Source organism: Pseudoxanthomonas sp. UTMC 1351, from assembly GCF_040948865.1.
In the GTDB taxonomy this organism is placed as follows: Bacteria; Pseudomonadota; Gammaproteobacteria; order Xanthomonadales; family Xanthomonadaceae; genus Pseudoxanthomonas_A.
Map to the genome: position 1 here is coordinate 55,659 of NZ_JAVGJT010000006.1, position 18,483 is coordinate 74,141.

16 protein-coding genes and 1 tRNA gene are annotated in these 18,483 nt (G+C 58.9%); 16 read left to right on the top strand and 1 reads right to left on the bottom strand.

What is annotated here, in order from left to right:
* The first annotated feature begins 2 nt into the window (after positions 1–2).
* The 5 genes from rpsI (at position 3) to maiA (ending at position 3,450) form a co-directional block, all read left to right on the top strand.
* A complete protein-coding gene (gene rpsI / locus AB6O04_RS04250) occupies positions 3–395 on the top strand; it encodes a 30S ribosomal protein S9 (protein WP_368562532.1) in 393 nt (130 codons plus the stop codon).
* 117 nt (positions 396–512) lie between these two features.
* Positions 513–587 (top strand) — tRNA-Gln (locus AB6O04_RS04255).
* A 260-nt stretch (positions 588–847) separates the two neighbouring features.
* Positions 848–1,588 (top strand): 2OG-Fe dioxygenase family protein, encoded by a 741-nt coding sequence (locus AB6O04_RS04260; RefSeq protein ID WP_368562533.1) that lies wholly within the window; start codon positions 848–850, stop codon positions 1,586–1,588.
* A 110-nt stretch (positions 1,589–1,698) separates the two neighbouring features.
* Positions 1,699–2,688, top strand: a complete 990-nt coding sequence (locus AB6O04_RS04265) for a fumarylacetoacetate hydrolase family protein (protein WP_368562535.1) — start codon at positions 1,699–1,701, stop codon at positions 2,686–2,688.
* 99 nt (positions 2,689–2,787) lie between these two features.
* On the top strand, positions 2,788–3,450 hold the full coding sequence (gene maiA / locus AB6O04_RS04270) for a maleylacetoacetate isomerase (RefSeq protein WP_368562536.1): 663 nt from the start codon (positions 2,788–2,790) through the stop codon (positions 3,448–3,450).
* Positions 3,451–3,545: 95 nt separating this feature from the next.
* On the opposite strand, the gene AB6O04_RS04275 is transcribed toward maiA, so the two are convergent.
* A complete protein-coding gene (locus AB6O04_RS04275; protein ID WP_368562537.1) occupies positions 3,546–4,688 on the bottom strand; it encodes a PilT/PilU family type 4a pilus ATPase in 1,143 nt (380 codons plus the stop codon).
* Between the two features lie 91 nt (positions 4,689–4,779).
* On the opposite strand from AB6O04_RS04275, the gene AB6O04_RS04280 reads away from it, so the two are divergent.
* From AB6O04_RS04280 to AB6O04_RS04330, 11 genes are all read left to right on the top strand, one after another.
* Positions 4,780–5,175 (top strand): DUF4398 domain-containing protein, encoded by a 396-nt coding sequence (locus AB6O04_RS04280; RefSeq protein WP_368562538.1) that lies wholly within the window; start codon positions 4,780–4,782, stop codon positions 5,173–5,175.
* A complete protein-coding gene (locus AB6O04_RS04285) occupies positions 5,172–6,071 on the top strand; it encodes a hypothetical protein (RefSeq protein WP_368562539.1) in 900 nt (299 codons plus the stop codon). The genes AB6O04_RS04280 and AB6O04_RS04285 overlap by 4 nt, the downstream gene beginning before the upstream one ends.
* A 353-nt stretch (positions 6,072–6,424) precedes the next feature.
* Complete coding sequence (locus AB6O04_RS04290; RefSeq protein WP_337344428.1) at positions 6,425–6,643, top strand: YdcH family protein; 219 nt, start codon at positions 6,425–6,427, stop codon at positions 6,641–6,643.
* Positions 6,644–6,767: 124 nt separating this feature from the next.
* Entirely contained in the window at positions 6,768–8,138 is a 1,371-nt protein-coding gene (locus AB6O04_RS04295) for a pyridoxal-phosphate dependent enzyme (protein WP_368562863.1), read from the top strand.
* A 106-nt stretch (positions 8,139–8,244) separates the two neighbouring features.
* A complete protein-coding gene (locus tag AB6O04_RS04300) occupies positions 8,245–9,453 on the top strand; it encodes a cystathionine gamma-synthase (RefSeq protein WP_368562540.1) in 1,209 nt (402 codons plus the stop codon).
* Between the two features lie 7 nt (positions 9,454–9,460).
* A complete protein-coding gene (locus AB6O04_RS04305; protein WP_368562541.1) occupies positions 9,461–10,813 on the top strand; it encodes a glycosyltransferase in 1,353 nt (450 codons plus the stop codon).
* Positions 10,814–10,835: 22 nt separating this feature from the next.
* A complete protein-coding gene (locus AB6O04_RS04310) occupies positions 10,836–11,630 on the top strand; it encodes an ABC transporter permease (RefSeq protein ID WP_368562542.1) in 795 nt (264 codons plus the stop codon).
* A complete protein-coding gene (locus tag AB6O04_RS04315; RefSeq protein WP_368562544.1) occupies positions 11,627–12,880 on the top strand; it encodes an ABC transporter ATP-binding protein in 1,254 nt (417 codons plus the stop codon). Before AB6O04_RS04310 ends, AB6O04_RS04315 begins: the two co-directional genes overlap by 4 nt.
* Complete coding sequence (locus tag AB6O04_RS04320; protein ID WP_368562545.1) at positions 12,877–14,382, top strand: FkbM family methyltransferase; 1,506 nt, start codon at positions 12,877–12,879, stop codon at positions 14,380–14,382. Before AB6O04_RS04315 ends, AB6O04_RS04320 begins: the two co-directional genes overlap by 4 nt.
* Positions 14,379–17,960, top strand: coding sequence for a glycosyltransferase (locus tag AB6O04_RS04325; protein ID WP_368562546.1), 3,582 nt, complete (start codon positions 14,379–14,381; stop codon positions 17,958–17,960). The genes AB6O04_RS04320 and AB6O04_RS04325 overlap by 4 nt, the downstream gene beginning before the upstream one ends.
* A complete protein-coding gene (locus tag AB6O04_RS04330) occupies positions 17,957–18,457 on the top strand; it encodes a hypothetical protein (RefSeq protein ID WP_368562547.1) in 501 nt (166 codons plus the stop codon). Before AB6O04_RS04325 ends, AB6O04_RS04330 begins: the two co-directional genes overlap by 4 nt.
* Positions 18,458–18,483 lie beyond the last annotated feature (26 nt).

The window sequence follows — 18,483 nt, forward strand, 5'->3', positions numbered from 1 at the left end:
TCATGGCAATTACCCAGAATTACGGCACCGGCCGTCGCAAGTCCTCCACCGCCCGCGTGTTCCTGCGCAAGGGCACCGGCAACATCACCGTCAATGACCGCCCGCTGGACGAATTCTTCGGCCGTGAAACCGCGCGCATGATCGTGCGCCAGCCGCTGGAGCTCACCAAGAACACCGAAAGCTTCGATATCTTCGTCACCGCCGTTGGCGGCGGTACCACCGGCCAGGCCGGTGCCATTCGCCTGGGCATCGCTCGCGCGCTGGTGGAGTATGATGAAACCCTCAAGATGGAACTGCGCAAGGCTGGTTTCATGACCCGCGATGCGCGCGAAGTCGAGCGTAAGAAGGTCGGTCTGCACAAGGCACGCCGCGCCACGCAGTTCTCGAAGCGCTAATAGTAAAAGAGGTAAGGGTAAAGTCGCCCGCTGTGCGGGCTGCAAATGGGGAAGCGGGATTTTCCTGTTCACCATTGACAGGCGGCGCAGCCGCCGACTTTACTACTCGCAGTACACAGCCCCGTCGCCAAGCGGTAAGGCACCTGACTCTGACTCAGGCATTCGGAGGTTCGAATCCTTCCGGGGCTGCCAATTTGAAGTTCAGGCGCTGGCTACATTGCGCCAGGCATCAGCAAAAGCCCGCCCTGTGCGGGTTTTTGTTTTGAAGGATTGGGGCTCGGCGGTTGAAATAGGTCGCGTCGCTGTCTAGTGCGTGGGAGGGCCAGGCTGAATGATGAAATGTAGGTCGATGCATGCCCGAGTGAGGACGCTGTCGCGAACTCACTTCAATTGCGGCGCTTGTACGGGCAGCGACGTAACTCATCCCACTAGCGCCAACAGGCCCTAGATTCATGGTTGCCACGTTCCTTCCGCCTTATTCGTCTCCGGATCAACTGCTGCCGCGGATGCGCGAGCGCGGCTACACCGTGCTGTCTCCCGACAGCATTGGGACCTTGTGCGGCTTCTCCCCGGGATCGCTGGATGCGCTGAAACCCAGTTGGGATGACCTGCAGCCGGATCTTTATCTCAAAGATGGCGGACGCTACCGCCGACGCCGGCATTCGTGTTTCGTAGTCGAAGACGGAAGGGTGACGTTGACCCCTCACCGCGCGCACTGGCAGTCGCCGGACTACAACGCCTTGCATGGCGGCATGCGACGGTGGTTTGAGCCGATGCACCCCTCCGTCCTTTTGCAGCCTGGTTGGACGCAGCTGTTGACCACGCTGGGGCAGTGGTGCTCCTCGCTGAAAGGCGCACAGCCTTGGTATGTGGAAGCGCATCAATTTCGCATCGATACCACTGATGGCATTGGTCGTCCGACGCCGGAGGGTGCGCACCGGGACGGCGTGGATTTCGTAGCGGTGATGCTGGTCGACCGGGTGGACATCAAGGGCGGGGAAACGCGTGTATTCGATGCTGCCGGCCCCGATGGCCAACGGTTTACTCTGGAAGCCCCGTGGTCGTTGATCTTCCTGGACGACGAGCGGGTGATCCACGAATCAACGCCGATCCTGCCAGTGGCGGAACGCGGATACCGCGATACGCTGGTACTGACTTTTCGTGCAGGCGCGTTTCAAGGCGATGATATTTGAAGCGACGATTTCGGGAAAAGTGGCCGGCTGGCGAGTTCGCAATCGGATGGCAGGCCGACTATATTGGTTGCATCTGAAACAATGGCGTTGAACCACATCATTGGAGTGTTATGAAACTGGGTTCGCTTAAAGAAGGCGGTCGTGATGGCACGCTGATCGTCGTCTCTCGGGATTTGACCCGCGCGGTGCGTGCCACCGGAATCGCAGCGACCCTGCAGCAGGCGTTGGAAGACTGGTCCAATGTCGCGCCGCGGCTTAATGCCTTGTCCGAATCGCTCAATGACGGCGACGCCGACGGCGTGTTCGAAGTGGACTTCAAGGCCATGGCCGCGCCGCTGCCGCGCGCCTACGAATTCGTGGACGGCAGCGCCTACCTTCCGCATGTCGAGCGGGTACGCCGCGCCCGCAATGCCGAAATGCCTGCAAGCTTCTATACCGATCCGCTGATGTATCAAGCCACCAGCGCCAGTTTTTATGGGCCGCGCGACGCTGTGCGAGTGGTTAGCGAGGATTACGGCATCGACTTGGAAGCCGAGATCGTGGTCATTACCGATGACGTGCCGATGGCGGTGACACCGGAGCAAGCGGCGGCGCACATCCAACTGATCGGCCTGGTGAACGATGTTTCGCTGCGGAACCTGATCCCGGGAGAACTGGCCAAGGGATTCGGGTTTCTTCAGTCCAAGCCGCGTTCCGCGTTGTCGCCAGTGTTTGTCACTCCGGACGAGCTGGGCGAAGCTTGGCGCGACAATAAAGTGCATTTGCCGCTGCTGACGCATATCAACGGTGAGTGGTTTGGCGCGCCGGAAGCGGGCGTGGATATGCAGTTCGATTTCGCGCAGTTGGTGGCGCACGCCGCCAAAACCCGGCCGTTGTCCGCGGGAACGGTGGTCGGCTCCGGCACCATTGCCAACGAAGACACTTCCAAGGGTGCCTCATGCTTTGCCGAGAAGCGGACCCTGGAAATCCTGCGGGACGGCCAGCCGTCCACGCCTTTCATGAAGTTCGGGGACGTGGTCCGGATTGAGATGAAAAACCGTGACGGAAATTCCATTTTTGGCGTGATCGAGCAGCGAATTGAGCAGCAGCCCTTGCCCTGAGGCATGCTGGCGCGGGACGTGGCACGGGGAGCGGAACATGGCAAAGGACAGCAAACGCCAAATGACACCACCTTGGGGCAAATGCCGGGGTGAGCAGGCATGACTGAACAACTGCGTCTTTATTCGTACTGGCGGTCCAGTGCCGCCTATCGGGTCCGTATCGGTCTGAATCTGAAAGGGCTGCACTACGAGACGCTTCCGGTGCACTTGGTCCGCGATGGCGGACAGCAGCACCAACCCGAATACGTTGCCAAGAACCCGCAACACATGGTGCCCACGCTTCTGCACGGCGTGCGCGTGATTCGCCAATCGCTTGCCATCCTTGAATATCTGGATGAGGCGTGGCCATCACCACGGCTGTTGCCCATGACCGCACGCGACCGTGCGCGAGTGCGGGCACTGGCGCAAATCGTCGCGAGCGACATCCACCCGCTGAACAACCTGCGTGTGCTCCAGTACTTCGACAAGACCTGGAACGTGCCGCAGAGCGAGCGCGATGATTGGATCAAGCATTGGATCATCGAGGGCTTCAACGCATTGGAAGCGCTGTTGCGCGATGACACGGCCACGGGTGTTTACTGCCACGGTCAGACGCCAGGGCTGGCAGATTGTTGTTTGGTACCGCAGGTATTCAATGCGCGCCGTTTCGGCGTCGACATGGAGCCCTTTCCGACGCTGGTGCGGATCGAACAAGCCTGCCTGGCGTTGCCTGCATTCGAGCAGGCGCGCCCGGAACGGCAGCCGGACGCTCAGCCGGCTTAGACGCCTAGTGCGAGGGCGTCGCTTAAGGCTTGCGTAGGAGCGTCAGGGGACGCTCCTATGATCTGACGACGCGGCGTTGTATCAAATCCGACCGCTCACCCAAATCCGTGAGTGATGCGGGGCGGAGAGCCGGATGGAGGATTCTCGTAGTCCGCGTAAGGGTCGTGCTCGCCTTTGCTGCCTTCCGACAGGCGGAACTTCAGCGCCAAACCTTCGCGGGAATCCGCTGCACGCAGCGCTTCTTCCTGCTCGATCTGGCCATCCTTGACCATGCGGAACAAGCACTGATCGAAGGTTTCCATGCCTTCCTCCAGCGAATCCTCCATGGCCTGCTTGATCTCATGCACCTGACCGCGCCGAAGCAGGTCGCGGATCATCGGTGTATTGATCAACACTTCAGCCGCGGGCAAGCGGCGCCCGTCGGTGCCCTTCACCAGGCGCTGCGATACCACCGCGCGCAGGTTCAACGCCAGATTCATCAGCACGTTCTTGTGTGCGCTTTCAGGGAAGAAGTTGAGGATGCGTTCGATGGTCTGATCGGCATTGTTGGAGTGCAGCGTCGCCAGGCACAGGTGGCCTGTTTCGGCGAAGGCGATAGCGGCTTCCATCGTGGTTGCGTCCAGGATTTCGCCGATCAGGATGACGTCCGGCGCCTCACGCATCGCGTTCTTCAGCGCATTATGGAAGGCGTGAGTATCCAGGCCGACTTCGCGTTGGTTGACGATGGATTGCTTGTGCCGGTGCAGGTATTCGATCGGATCCTCGATGGTGAGGATATGGCCGGTGCTACTGCTGTTGCGGTAATCGATCATCGATGCCAGCGATGTTGATTTGCCGGAACCCGTGGAGCCGACGATCAACACCAGCCCGCGCGGGGTCATGATGATGTCCTTCAGCACCGGCGGCAGGTTCAGTTCTTCGATCGACGGGATCACGCTGCGAATGGCGCGGATCACCATGCCGACTTCGCCGCGTTGCTTGAACACATTGACTCGGAAGCGGCCGGCGTCCTGCAGGGCGATGGCCATGTTCAATTCCAGCTCGCGCTCGAACACCGGCACCTGGCCTTCGTCCATCAGCGAATAGGCGATCTTCTTCACCATGCCCGGGGGCAGGCCGGTATTGCCTAGCGGGTACAGCTTTCCTTCAATCTTGATATAGACCGGCGCCCCGGTGGTCAAAAACATGTCCGAGGCGTTTTTCTCGGTCATCAGCTTCAGGAAATAGCCGATGTCCATAGGTGATGCTCCCCACAATGGCGACACAGCATTGCAACTGCGACGCAGGCTTCCGACAATGGCCGCGCGCCCCTCTCGACACGGCACCCCAATGATTCGTAGCTTCGCACAATTCCGCTTGCCACTGTATGTGATGGCCGCCGCACTAGTCGCGTCGATCACCGTTATTTCGCCACTTCGAGCTCAAACGGTGACCACGCCGGAGCTGGAAGCCGCCCAGCAGGCGGTCCAAAAGGCGACCCAGGCCGATGCCGACCAATACGCCCCAGAGCCACTGAATGTGGCGCGCCAAGCATTGAGGCAGGCGCAGGCCGCGCAAGCCAACCGTGACCGCAAGCTGGCGCTGAGCCTGGCGCTACGGGCGGCCGTTGATGCGGATCTGGCCCGGGCGCGCAGCAATGAGGCGGTAGCCAGTGCGGAACTGCAGCAGCGCCGCAGTGAGGTCGCTGAGCTACAACGTAGATTGAGCCCGGAGGCCAGCCGATGAGCAGGTTTGGTGTCTTGTTGGGTAATTTCGCCAGCGCGACGATTCTGTCTATTGCGCTGATGGCCGGTTCCGCGATGGCTGCGGAGAATCCCATCGTGGCGCAGCTCAACCAGCGCTTGGTGGCTCTGCAGTCCGATTCCGAGCTGTCGGAGTACGCCGCGTACGAGAAGCTCCAGGCTCAGCAAGCCATCGCCGCGCTCGCCAAGGCGCGGAGGCGGGACCGGGAGACCGCGCAATACGTGGCTGAACGCCGGGTCGAAATCGCGGAGACCGCCGCGCGGGCGCAAATGACCAGGCGCGAAGCTGATCGCCTGGACCGCACCCGCAGCGAACTGTTAGTGGAGGCAAGCCGCCGGGATGCGCAACGTGCTCGCCAGGAAGCCGAGCGCTTGCGTATCCAGGCGCAGATCCAGGCAGAGGAAGCCGAGCGACTGCGACTGGCCGCAGAAGCTGAAACGCTGGCCCGGCAGGAAGCAGAGGACACTCTGACAACCGTGGCCGGTCAGCAGACCGCCCGATTGAGTGCGGCCCGCCAGCGGGAGTTGAAGCTGGCGCGGGAGGAGGCGGAACTGGTGTCTGGTGCCAAGCTGCCGGCCTCCAAGTTCGAAAGCCGCGGCGAGGTGTTCACCCTCACGGCCGATAGCTTCGCATCCGGTTCCAAGCTGTCCGCATCCGGCTCCGCCGCGGCAACCGCCTTGGCGGCGTACCTGGACGCCAACCCCAAGGCCAAGGCTCGGATCGAAGGCTATGGCGACGCACAGACGCCGGGACAGACCCGGGCTAACGCCATTCGAGATGCCCTGGTTGCTGCCGGTGTTTCAAACGCCCGGTTGCGGGCGGCTGGAAAAGGCAACGGCGGCCGTGCGAAAGCGGCAGAGCTGATCGTGGTGCATTGAATTCGCTTTATATTCAGTAACTTGAACGGGCTTCAAGGCTTGGAGTAACTTTCGACGCGACTGTCTTCACACGCAGGATCACACAACAAAAAAACGCTCGCAAAAGGTCTTGCCGGACCGGATTTCGAGGAGTAGGGTCGTATACCCAAGTGGCTCCCGCCGCTTGGCTCACCGGAGAATCGAGCCGATGACGCTGGTATGCATCACTCAGGAGACCGCCCCCGGCCACAAGGCCTATGCGGGTGATCCTGATGGGCGCACCCGCACCGTCCACCTGATTTTCCGCTCCCAAGCCAACGCCCCGTGCCTGCAAAGGCCGGGGCGTTCGTATTTCTGCTGAAGGAGGTATTGCCATGTTCGAAAGTCAACCGCAGGCCGAAGTAGAAGCACTGATCAAGACCGATCCGGAGTTCAAACAGCTGTATCAGCTCCATCGCGAGCTCGACAAAAAAGTCACTGACGCCGAACTGGGCGTGCTGCCTATCGACGACACGCGACTAGGCCAGATGAAACGCGAAAAGCTCCGCGCTAAAGAGCGATTGCTCCGGATCTACGACACCAAACCTCACTGACACCTCCCCCTCCGTCCTGACGTTTCTTGTCGCGGGCGGCGATGGCCTCCTCGTCGGCTGTCGCCGTCCGCGTCACCCAAGTGCGATAATCGGGCCTATTCCAATGCCCGAGCGCACAGCCAGCATGGCGATCCATTCTTCCGTCCTCGACCTGATCGGCGACACTCCCATCGTCAAAGCGCAACACCTGGACACGGGTGTGTGCGAAGTGTTTTTGAAGTTGGAAAGCGCCAATCCCGGCGGATCCATCAAGGATCGCATCGGCCTTTCGATGATCGAAGCGGCTGAGAAGCGTGGCGACTTGAAACCCGGCGCGACGCTGGTGGAAGGCACCGCCGGCAACACCGGTATCGGCTTGGCGCTGGTGGCCCAACAAAAGGGCTACAAGCTCATGCTGGTCGTCCCGGACAAGATGAGCCGGGAGAAGATTTTCAACCTGAAGGCCATGGGCGCGGACGTCGTCCTGACCCGTTCGGATGTGGCCAAGGGCCATCCTGAGTATTACCAGGACCTCGCGGCGCGCATCGCGGCGGAAACGCCCGGCGCCTATTTCATCAATCAATTTGGCAACCCCGATAATCCGGCCGCGCACGAATTCGGCACGGGCCCGGAAATCCTGCGGCAGATGGATGGCCAACTGGACGCGGTCGTGTTCGGCTGCGGCAGTTCCGGCACCATGACGGGTTTGTCCCGTTGTTTCGCCGAGCACGCCCCGGGCGTGGAGCTGGTGCTGGCGGATCCGGTGGGTTCCATCCTGACCCAATACATCAACGAAGGCACCATCAGCGAGAAGTCCGGCAGCTGGCTGGTGGAAGGCATTGGCGAAGACTTCCTGCCGCAGATTTCCGATTTCAGCCGGGTCAAGAAGGCCTATTCGATCAGCGACAAGGAAAGCTTCCTGACCGCGCGCGAACTGCTTGCGAAAGAGGGCATCCTGGGCGGCTCGTCCACCGGGACCTTGCTGGCGGCGGCGCTGAAGTATTGCAAGGAGCAGACCACGCCCAAGCGCGTGCTGGTGTTCGTTTGCGACACGGGTAACAAATACCTGTCAAAGATGTACAACGACTACTGGATGCTGGACAACGGCTTCATTGAACGCCCGCAGTACGGCGATCTGCGCGACCTGATCCTGCGCCCGTACAGCCAGCGCGACACCGTGGTAGTCAGCCCGACCGACCTGCTGACGACGGCTTACCAGCGCATGAAGCTGTATGACGTCTCGCAGTTGCCGGTCATGGAAGGCGACAAGCTGGTCGGTATCGTCGATGAAAGCGACGTGCTGTTGCATGTTTATGGGGACGAAGCCCGGTTCAGGGACCCGGTCTCCACGGCCATGGTCAGCAAGTTGGACCGTCTGGATGTGCGTTCGCCCATCGAGGCACTGCTGCCGGTCTTCGACCGCGGACAGGTGGCCATCATCACCAACGGGGAGGCCTTCCTAGGCCTGATTACCCGGATCGATTTGCTGAACTATCTGCGACGGCGAGCACAGTAAACGCATTTACCTTGTAGCATCGGCGTCGATTCGGCCGCGGCGTAGCCGCGTGGACGGCAGGTTAAGTCGCAGCTGCTAAAATCGGCGGCTGCATTAAGGATTAGTTATGTCGGAAAACCCAAGCAAGGTCGGGAGCGGCGCTTCGCCGCTGGCGCTCGGCACGCTGGCCATCCATGGCGGACAGTCGCCGGATCCCAGCACCGGCGCGGTGATGCCGCCCATTTATGCCACTTCGACCTATGCCCAGAGCAGTCCGGGTGTGCACCAAGGATTCGAATATTCGCGCACCCACAATCCCACCCGCTTCGCCTACGAGCGCTGCGTGGCGGCATTGGAAGGCGGTAGCCGCGGCTTCGCATTCGCCTCAGGCATGGCAGCGACTTCCACCGTGCTGGAACTGCTGGACAGCGGCAGCCACGTGGTTGCGATGGACGATATCTACGGCGGCAGCTACCGCTTGTTCGAGCGCGTGCGCCGGCGCAGCGCCGGTCTGGATTTCAGCTTCGTCGACCTGACCGACCTGGCTGCCTTCGAAGCGGCCATAAAACCGGAAACCCGGATGGTATGGGTGGAAACCCCTACCAACCCCATGCTGAAGATCGTCGACATCCAAGCCGTTTGCGAGATAGCCCGCAAGCACGGCCTGCGCGTAGTGGTGGACAACACCTTCGCCTCACCCATCCTGCAGCGCCCCTTGGAACTAGGCGCCGATATCGTCATGCACTCGGCCACCAAATACCTCAACGGCCACTCCGACATGGTCGGCGGCATGGCGGTGGTAGGCGACGACCAGGAACTGGCCGAACAGATGGCGTTCCTGCAGAACTCCATTGGCGCCGTGCAGGGACCGTTCGACAGCTTCTTGGCGTTGCGTGGTCTGAAAACCCTGCACCTGCGGATGAAGGCCCATTGCGAGAATGCGCAGGCATTGGCGGAATGGCTGGAAACGCATCCTGCGATTGAGAAAGTTATTTATCCTGGCTTGCCTTCCCACCCGCAGCACGAGCTTGCGAAGCGGCAGATGCATGGCTTCGGCGGGATTATTTCCGTCGTAATGAAGGGCGGTTTCGAAGCTGCCAAGCACCTATGCGAAAACACCCATCTATTCACCCTGGCCGAATCTTTGGGGGGCGTTGAAAGCCTGATCAATCATCCCGCGGTGATGACGCATGCGTCGATTCCGGTGGAGCGGCGCGTAGCGCTGGGGATCAGTGATGGGCTGGTGCGGTTAAGTGTGGGCGTAGAAGTGATAGCAGATCTGAGGCAAGATATGGACTGCGCGTTGTGGGATATCCATCGCGCGTCTAGTAAGTAGTATCCATATGCGGCGTATTCGTTTGAGCAGGCTCGTGGCCGCGCCGTTTGCATGGATGGCGCAGCGCCGCTGGTTGTGGTGGATACACACCTTTTTGCGCAGTAGCTTGCCCGTCCGGGCCCTGGCGACGATGCGCTCAACCATGCCGAAGGGACTTCGCTTCGAGCGTAGTGAGGCTTGGCACTTAATTGTTGAAAATGTTTCAGAAAATTCCAAGTCGTACAGGAGTCAGTCCTCAGTCGGCCCTGGAGTTAACGTCCTAGGCTATCTGCGTGGGGAGTTCGGCTTGGCCGAAAGTGCGCGCATGTACGCTCGCGCCCTGATTGAGGGCGGCTACAAGGTCGCCCTGAATAATATCGATCTCGATCTTCCGCATAGTTGGAATGACCGAAGCTTGGATCCGTGGATTTCCGAAAGTTCGCCGTATCCCAACAGTATCGTTTTCATCAATCCTGATTTCTTTGAGCTTGCTCTGAAGAAGATAGGCAGCGAGCGATCGGTGGGTCATCGACTCATTGCGTGTTGGTTCTGGGAGCTCGAAACCATACCGGAACAATGGCACGCAGTGATCGAGCAGGTCGACGAAATAATGGTGGCATCGACCTTCGTCGAAGAAGCCTTCCGGCGGAGTACAGACAAACCAATACTGCGGGTTCCACTGCCTGTTTGTCCGATGTCGACCAGCAGTTTGGAACGCAAGGATTTCGGCTTGGAGGCAGGAAAATTTACATTCCTATGTATGTTTGATTTCCATTCGTCGATCGAGCGCAAGAACCCGTTTGCCGTGATAGAAGCATTTCGGACTGCTTTCCCCCCTCATCGCACCGATGTGTCCCTGCTGATAAAGACCAGTAATGGTCAGTCAGCCGTGCATCAACTGAAGCGCCTCCTGAAAGCCGCGTCGGCCGATTCTCGCATCCTTGTGCGCGATGATGTCATCCCCAAAGCGCATGTCCAGGCACTACTGCGATGCTGCGATGCCTATGTGTCCCTGCACCGGGCAGAAGGATTCGGCTTGGGCATGGCGGAAGCGATGGCGCTTGGAAAGCCGGTGATCGCGACCGGGTGGTCTGGCAATATGGACTTCATGGATGCCGAGAACAGCATTCCCGTTCAGTACCGGCTGATTCCGATCCCACCGGGAGACTATCCGTTCTCCGAAGGCGCTCGATGGGCGGATGCGGACGTGGAGGCTGCCGCCGCGGCTATGGCGAAAGTCGTGGAAGAGCCGGGTTTCGCCAACCGCCTTGGCAAAAGCGCCGCCGAATCGATACGGGAAAATCTATCTCCTAGCAGGGTTGCCGAGGAGATCCACCATTGGCTGAGCCGCCCCCGCGCTTCCGGTATCGGCATCCAATGAAACATGATGGGGTAAGTGTCACGTGAAAGATCTCTTCCGAGCGATTTTCAACTATCGACTTTTTGTCCTCTCGTCGATAAAGAACGACCTGCGCATACGCTTTCTCAGGAGCAAGCTCGGTACTTTATGGATCGTCATTCATCCTCTGATGCAGGTCCTCATTTTTGCGATCATCCTTTCCGAGGTGCTGTCGGCGAAGCTGCCAGGCATCGATAACAAGTACGCCTATGCTCTTTATCTTATGGCGGGTACGCTCTGCTGGACGCTGTTTTCCGAAACCATTTCAAAATGCCTGACGCTTTTCATAGACAACGGCAACCTGATGAAGAAGATGGCGTTTCCTAGAATATGTCTTGCGCTGATCGCAGCGGGCACGATGCTGGTGAATAATTTGCTGCTTCTGGCGGCGGTGCTACTTGTATTTGCCGTGCTGGGTCACTTTCCTGGGCATCACTTCGTGTGGCTTCCAGCCCTCATGCTGGTAACCCTGATGCTGGGCATGGGTGTCGGTTTGCTTCTGGGAACCATGAACGTTTTCATGCGGGATATCGGGCAGGTCGTTCCGGTTGTTCTTCAGGCCATGTTCTGGCTCACGCCGGTGGTCTACAACATCAACATCCTTCCGGAAAACTTGCAGAGTTGGTTCAAGTACAACCCGATGTATCCGTTGGTCACCAGCTATCAGAACGTGTTGGTATTTGGAAAGGCACCCCTCTGGCTTGACGTGGTTGTTCTGGCCGCGGTTTCAATGGTCATTCTGCTCGTGGCACTAGTGGTTTTTCGGCGCGCGAGTCCAGAGATGGTGGATGTTCTATGAGCGGCGAATTGCATGTCCAGGGTGTGGGTAAGGTTTATCGCAGCTGGGACAGCGAGTGGTTACGCATCGCTTCTTGGATCGGTTTGGCGGTGAGGCCTACGGAAGAACACTGGGTGCTGAGGGACGTGTCCTTCAGCATTGGTCCCGGCGAAGCGGTAGGTGTCATCGGCCATAACGGCGCTGGAAAGAGCACGCTGCTGAAAATCATCACAGGGACGGCGCAGCCTAGCGAAGGTCGGGTCATCCGGACTGGTCGTGTTGCCGCCATCCTGGAACTAGGCATGGGCTTCAACAACGATTTGACCGGGCGACAGAATGCCTTCCACTCCGCAGGACTCATGGGCTACAGTCAGGCAGAGATCGAAGCTGCCATGCCGGGAATCGAGGATTTCGCCGAGATCGGCGAATATTTCGATCAACCGGTCCGGACCTATTCCAGCGGCATGCAGGTCCGCGTGGCTTTCGCGGTGGCAACCGCATTCAAGCCGGACTTGTTGATTGTCGACGAAGCCTTGTCAGTCGGCGACAGTTATTTCCAGCACAAGAGTTTCGACAGAATGCGCCGCTTTCGCGAGGAGGGCACATCAATCATGCTCGTCTCGCACGCCTTGGGCGACGTCAAGTCGCTCTGCGACCGCGTCATTCTTCTGGACCACGGCAGAGTCCTCAAAGAGGGTGCGCCGGATGTGGTCGTGGATTACTACAATGCACTGATCGCCGAGAAAGAGGGCGTCAGTCAGACGATCGAACAGAAGCGTGCGAAGCATGGCTGGGTGATGACCCGAAGCGGAACCCTGGAAGTGGTCGTCGAGAATATCGGCTTCTATGAGCCAGATACCGGAAAAAGCTTGGGAGTTCTACAGGTTGGCAGCGATGTCAGCCTGGTGCTGGAGGCGGACGTGAAGAGCGACATAGAGCGGTTGGTGCTCGGCTATATCATCCGCGACAAGCAAGGTCAGGTGGTCTGGGGTACCAATACGTGGCATACCGGACAAATACTGAGTGATCTGCGCGCTGGCGATCGCGTGAGGTTCGTACTGAACTTCAAATGCACGCTAGGCCCGGGCTCCTATTCTGTGTCACCCGCGTTAGTGAGTTCTGACACGCACCTGGAAAACAATTACGAATGGACCGATAACATGTTGGTGTTTGATGTCGTCAATTTCGAACACCCGGTGTTCATTGGGACCAATTGGCTCCGCGCAGATTTCGCCATCACGCGCTCGGTTAATCAAGGAGATAAGGCGTGAGCACCACATTCGTTTCGTACGCACAGAACTTCGAAGATGTGCTGCTCTGGCGGGCCCTAAAGCACGTCGAATCTGGCTTCTACATCGATATCGGGGCCAATAGTCCCGTTATCGATTCCGTTAGCCTCGCATTCTACGAGAAGGGGTGGCGTGGCGTTAACGTCGAACCATCGCTGCCCTTCATCAATGAACTGCGCGAGCAACGACCACATGACATCAATCTCCATGCTGCGCTCTCCGGAACGGCGGGCCTATTAAAGTTCTACGATATTCCGGAAACCGGTCTCAGTACATTGCTCGAAGACGTGGCGCTTCAACACGCACAGTCGGGTTTCCAAGTCAGGGAGGACTGGATCTCCGTCGTTACTCTGGACGATGTGCTCGATGATCTTCCGCAAGCCGATGTCCACTGGATGAAGATCGATGTGGAAGGAGCAGAAAAGCAGGTGCTGGAAGGATGGAAGTCCTCGTCGATTCGGCCTTGGGTGGTGATGTTGGAAGGAGTAGAGCCAAACAGCCATGCCGATTCCTATGCCGATTGGGAACCTTTTCTGCTCCAGAAGGGCTATCGATTTGTGCATTTCGACGGACTGAATCGTTACTACGTTTCAGAGCGGCAGCTGCATTTGGCGGACGCCTTCAAAGTGGGTCCGAATGTCTTCGATATGTTTTGTCTCAGTGGCACCGCGACTTCGACTTTCACGTCGCTGCTGAGCTTTCAGCTGAGAGAGAGGGCCGATCAGTTGAGCGCTGCGGAGGAGCAGGCAAGATCGCTGATCGAAGAGCAAGGCAAGCTCTCGGGAGCCATCGCTGAGGCGGAGGAGCGTGTGAAAACCCTCTCAGAAAAGGGCGCCAGGCTGGGATCCGAAAAAATTGCTTTGCAGGAGACAATTCAGCACAACCAGGTCCGGTACGAGCAGGAAAAGGGGGCGCTGCAAATGCGTCTGATCGAAGTCCTATCCGGCTATCGGGAGCTGACTCAAGAAAGGGACGCAGCGAAGGAATCTTTCAGGCAACAGTCGCACCAGCTATCGGTCGCAGTGGCCGAAGCCGACGTGCTGAGGTCCGGCAAGAGCGGTTTGCTGGAAGAGCTGAGAGGGGCCTCAAAGCGGCTTGAAGAAAAGGACGCGGCTTTGCGATCCGCGGAAGCGCGCGCGCTGGAACTGCTCAATAGTTCGTCCTGGAAAGTCACGGCGCCCTTGCGCCTGCTAACGGAACTGATGCGCGGCAGCCGCAAGGGCATGTCGCTCTATCTGGGCGAGACGCTTCGGAACCTCGCAGAGGTACCGGGCGTTCGCGGACTTGCACGGCGTTTGATCCCGGAGAACGGTCGTCTCAGGCGCGCCCTGACTGCGAGAATCCTGCCGATCGCCAGCACGACGACGGCGCCGCCATCGCTGCAGGGAACGGAAAATGTGCCGGGTAGCGAACGGGTACGTTTGGTGGGCAGGATGACGGACCGGGTGCGCCAGGAGAGCGTTTGGACGGAATCGCAAGAATGAAGATCGCCCTGGACATGCAGTCCCGCCAGACGACGGGAAGTCGGGAGCGCGGGATAGGACGGTATTCCCTGTCGCTGGCGAAGGCGATGCTGCGCCATGGGCGCGAGCATGAGTTTTCCATTCTGCTGAACGGCGTGTTCGACCGCACCGTCGGCATGGTGAAGGCGGATTTCGACGTCGATGCACGCGATCCACGCGTCAAGGTGTACCAGACGCTCCCCCACTCGACCGAGTGGGCTCCGGAAGATGCCTGGCGGCACAAGGCATCCGAGTATCTGAGAGAGTCCTATATTGCGGCGCAATCGTTCGACTTCGTCCATTGCACCAGCCTGTTCGAAAGCCCGATGGACGATTCTTCCACGTCCTGGGGGCAGATTCCTGCAGGCGCGTTGCATGGAGTGACACTGTATGACCTCATTCCGTACGCGTTCCCGGAGAGCTACCTGGCGGAATTGCCGATGCGGATGTCCTATCTGCGGAAGATCCAACAGTTACGGAAGGCTGATCTGCTGCTGGCAATCTCGGACTTTTCCCGCAGCGAGGCTATTAATCGACTCGGGATAGACCCGGCGCGCGTCGTCAATATCGCAGGCGCCGCGGATGATCGCTTCCAGAAGGTGGTCGTCGCGCCGGAGGCGCGTCGTTCTCTGCTGGAGCGATTCGGCGTGGGCAAGTTCATCATGTATACCGGCGGCATCGACCACCGGAAAAACATCGAACGTCTGATTCAGGCGTATGCCGCGCTGCCTCAAAACATCATCGCCGAGTACCAACTGGTCATCGTGTGCAGCGTCCAGGCCTATCAGCGGGAACACCTGCTGCGTTTGGCGGCTTCACAGGGATTGGCTCAGGATCGCCTCGTTATGACGGGCTATGTCAGTGATGATGATCTCGTCAACTTCTACAATCTGTGCGATCTATTCGTCTTTCCTTCTTGGTGCGAGGGATTTGGGCTGCCGGCGCTGGAAGCCATGCAATGCGGTGCGCCCGTGGTTGCAGCCGGAACGTCCAGTCTTCCTGAGGTGATCGGATTCAACGATGCTTTGTTCGATCCCTACTCGATCGGCGACATGGCCGAGAAGATGGTCCATGTTCTGGAAGATGAAGCTTTCAAGTCTCGTCTGATCGAGCATGGTGCTGTGCAGGCGCGCAAGTTCAGCTGGGACAGCTCCGCGGCTATCGCGTTGGCGGCGATGGAAGAGGTGCATGCGCGGGACACACCTAGCCAGAAGAACAAAGTAAGCGTCAGTCGACGTCTGCGTCTGGCTTTCGTATCACCGCTTCCGCCAAGCAAGTCGGGCATCTCGGGTTACTCCGCGCAACTGCTGCCATTTCTCGATCAGCACTACGAGATCACGCTGATCTGCGTCACTGGCGAGGTTTCCGACGACTACCTCGCTGCGAACTTCCAGGTCCACACGCCGCAGTGGCTACGGGACAACGCCGATCGCTTCGATCGTGTCGTCTACCAGTTCGGTAATTCCGATCATCATTCGTACATGTTCCGGCTACTCGAATCGGTGCCTGGAACGGTCGTTCTGCATGATTTCTGGCTGAGCAACGTATTGGAGTACATTCAGCTCTACGAGCGCGATCCTTACATCTGGGACGAGTATCTCCATTATTCCCATGGTTGGCCGGCGCTTTCCCTGCGTCGGGGTGGCGGGCACGACATTCCCGTAGTCAACGAGTTTCCCTGCAACAGGCGCGTGATCGAGTCTGCTGTCGGCGTGATCGTCCACTCTCAGTACAGCGCAAGCATGATTGCCAATTGGTATGGCGATGATCTGCTCACAGATGTGCGCCTGGTCAGCAGTCTGAAGGGACTTGTGGCGAACATCGACAAAGCGGCGGCCAAGGCCAAGCTCGGATTACCCACCGACGAAGCGTTGATTTGCTCATTCGGCTTCATCCATTCCACTAAGCATAGCCTGAGGCTGGCGCAGGCGTTCCTCGCCTCGTCGCTGTACCGCCATGGCAAGGCACGGTTGGTGCTGGTCGGCAAAAACGCGGACGGCGACTACGGTCAAGAGGTTGCGCGAATAGTTGCGCAGAGCGGTGGTCGGGTTGGTTTTACCGGGTTTGTGTCGGACACTGACTACGGCCTCTACTTGCAGGCCGCAGATGCCGCGGTCCAGCTTCGTGGCGTGTCGCGTGGGGAGACTTCTGCCGCCGCGCTTGATTGCCTGGCGCATGATGTGGCGCTAGTTATCAACGATAACGGCGCCTTCTCGCAAATCCCGCACGAAGCAGTGATGAAGATCCCCGCCGAGTTCGAAGATAACGCGCTGATCGCGGCTATCGATGAAGTCTTGGCTGATTCGGAACGCTTGGAGCGACTGAGGCTAGCTGGCAGGGATTATCTTCAAAGAGAATGCGATCCCGCAGTGGTGGCAGCCCGTTATCAGGACGCGATCGAGCATTTCCATCGCCACAATGCCGTTGCGCGCCGGGCGCGCTCGGTCGATCGGATGGCGGCAATCACTGTTCAGGTATCACCGTCCAGGGACGACTTGGAGGTGGCCGTCACGGCTGCCCTGGCGAACTTCCCCAGTAGTGCGCCGCAAAGGCACGTCTATGTGGATGAGAATTTGTTGGTCGGCCTACACAGCAAAGAAGACGCAGCCGTGCGTGGTTGGCTCGTCGATTCTGACCACGCTTTGCGCACCGAATCGTTGAGGGTGGACACGTTGGGATACCTCAACGCGATCGACACCACTGCGGCGCTTCTGAACGTCGATTCAGTCAAAATGCCCGCATGCAGCTTCGATTTACATGAGGGCGACGTGTGCCTATTGACTGCAGAGATGGCACTGGCGTCGGCCGATCCTCATCTCGGCTTACTTCGGTTAATGCGTGACGCGCGAATGAGCGGTGCGAGGATCGTGTGGTACTGGTCCACGCCAGCGAATGATTCTGAGGGTGCCGGGGCGATGCAGATCAGCGAATCGCTGCTGCGTGTGCTGCCTTCCGCAGCGGCGATCATTGTTGACGACGAAAAGTCCGCCCAGTTCGTAACGGACCATTTCCTGGTCGCCAGGGCAGTGCTTGGTAGCAACAGCCCAACCATCTACTATCCCGGGGAAGGGCGCTCCTGCAGTGCGGACGCCCTTCATCAGTTGGCTGTGCACGGCTATTCCGACGGCTGGAAGGCGCTACAGGTCGCGGAGACTCAGGTGCACTCCTGGCTGGCGCACGATCCTGCGCTAATGACCCAGAGCGGTCGTCTGCTGGATGGATGCCTCCAGACCCAGGGAAATGAGGGCTACTTGGTGTATGGACCCTACGCGTCTGTGCCATCAGGACTGTATACGATGAAAATACTGGGTTCTCTTGAGCCGCGGCAGGCGCTAGCATGCGCTCGCTATGAAGTGACCACCGAGAAGGGAAGCGTCGTTCTGAGCGAGGGGGCCTTATCCGAAGACGCTTGGTGCCTCGCCGAGTCTCAGATACTGATCGAAAAGGCCGTACGCGATATGGAGGTTAGGATATGGACGAATGCCACCACGCGCATGGCTTTCCGCGGTTACTATTTCGCGTTGAGCAACTCAAAACCACAAACTGGAGATACTAGATGAATTCCGTTCTTATTCGTCACATTGGCTTCGCGCTGGCCGTCTTGTTGATTACAGGTTGCAATCGATCCGAGCCGCAGGCGCCTGAAGTTGGAGCGGCCCCGACAGCTGCATCTGCTCCGGCCTCTGGACAATTAGTCGCCGAGCTGAAGGCATCGGAGCCAAGCATCAAGACGCAGGTTGGCACAAAAGAGCAAGGCGATTTGGCCGCGACGGGCAAGAAGGGTGTTCTGGCCCATGGCCCCTACCAGAAACTGGGTCCAGGGCGTTACCTGCTGACGGTAGAAGGCGCCACTTCGACACCTTTCGTGCTGGATGTAGTCTCGGCGCGCGCTCAAAACACGCACGGAAGAAAGCGAGTTGCTCCGGGGAAAGACGCGGTGCCGCTGACATCCCTGCCTTTTGACCTCCCGACGTCAGTGGACGACTTGGAAATCCGCGTGATTGTTCCGGAGGGTGCGGACACCAAGTTGATCGGCTACAAGATCGTCCGTCGCTAAGCCGCCATCGGGCGACCATGGGGCTC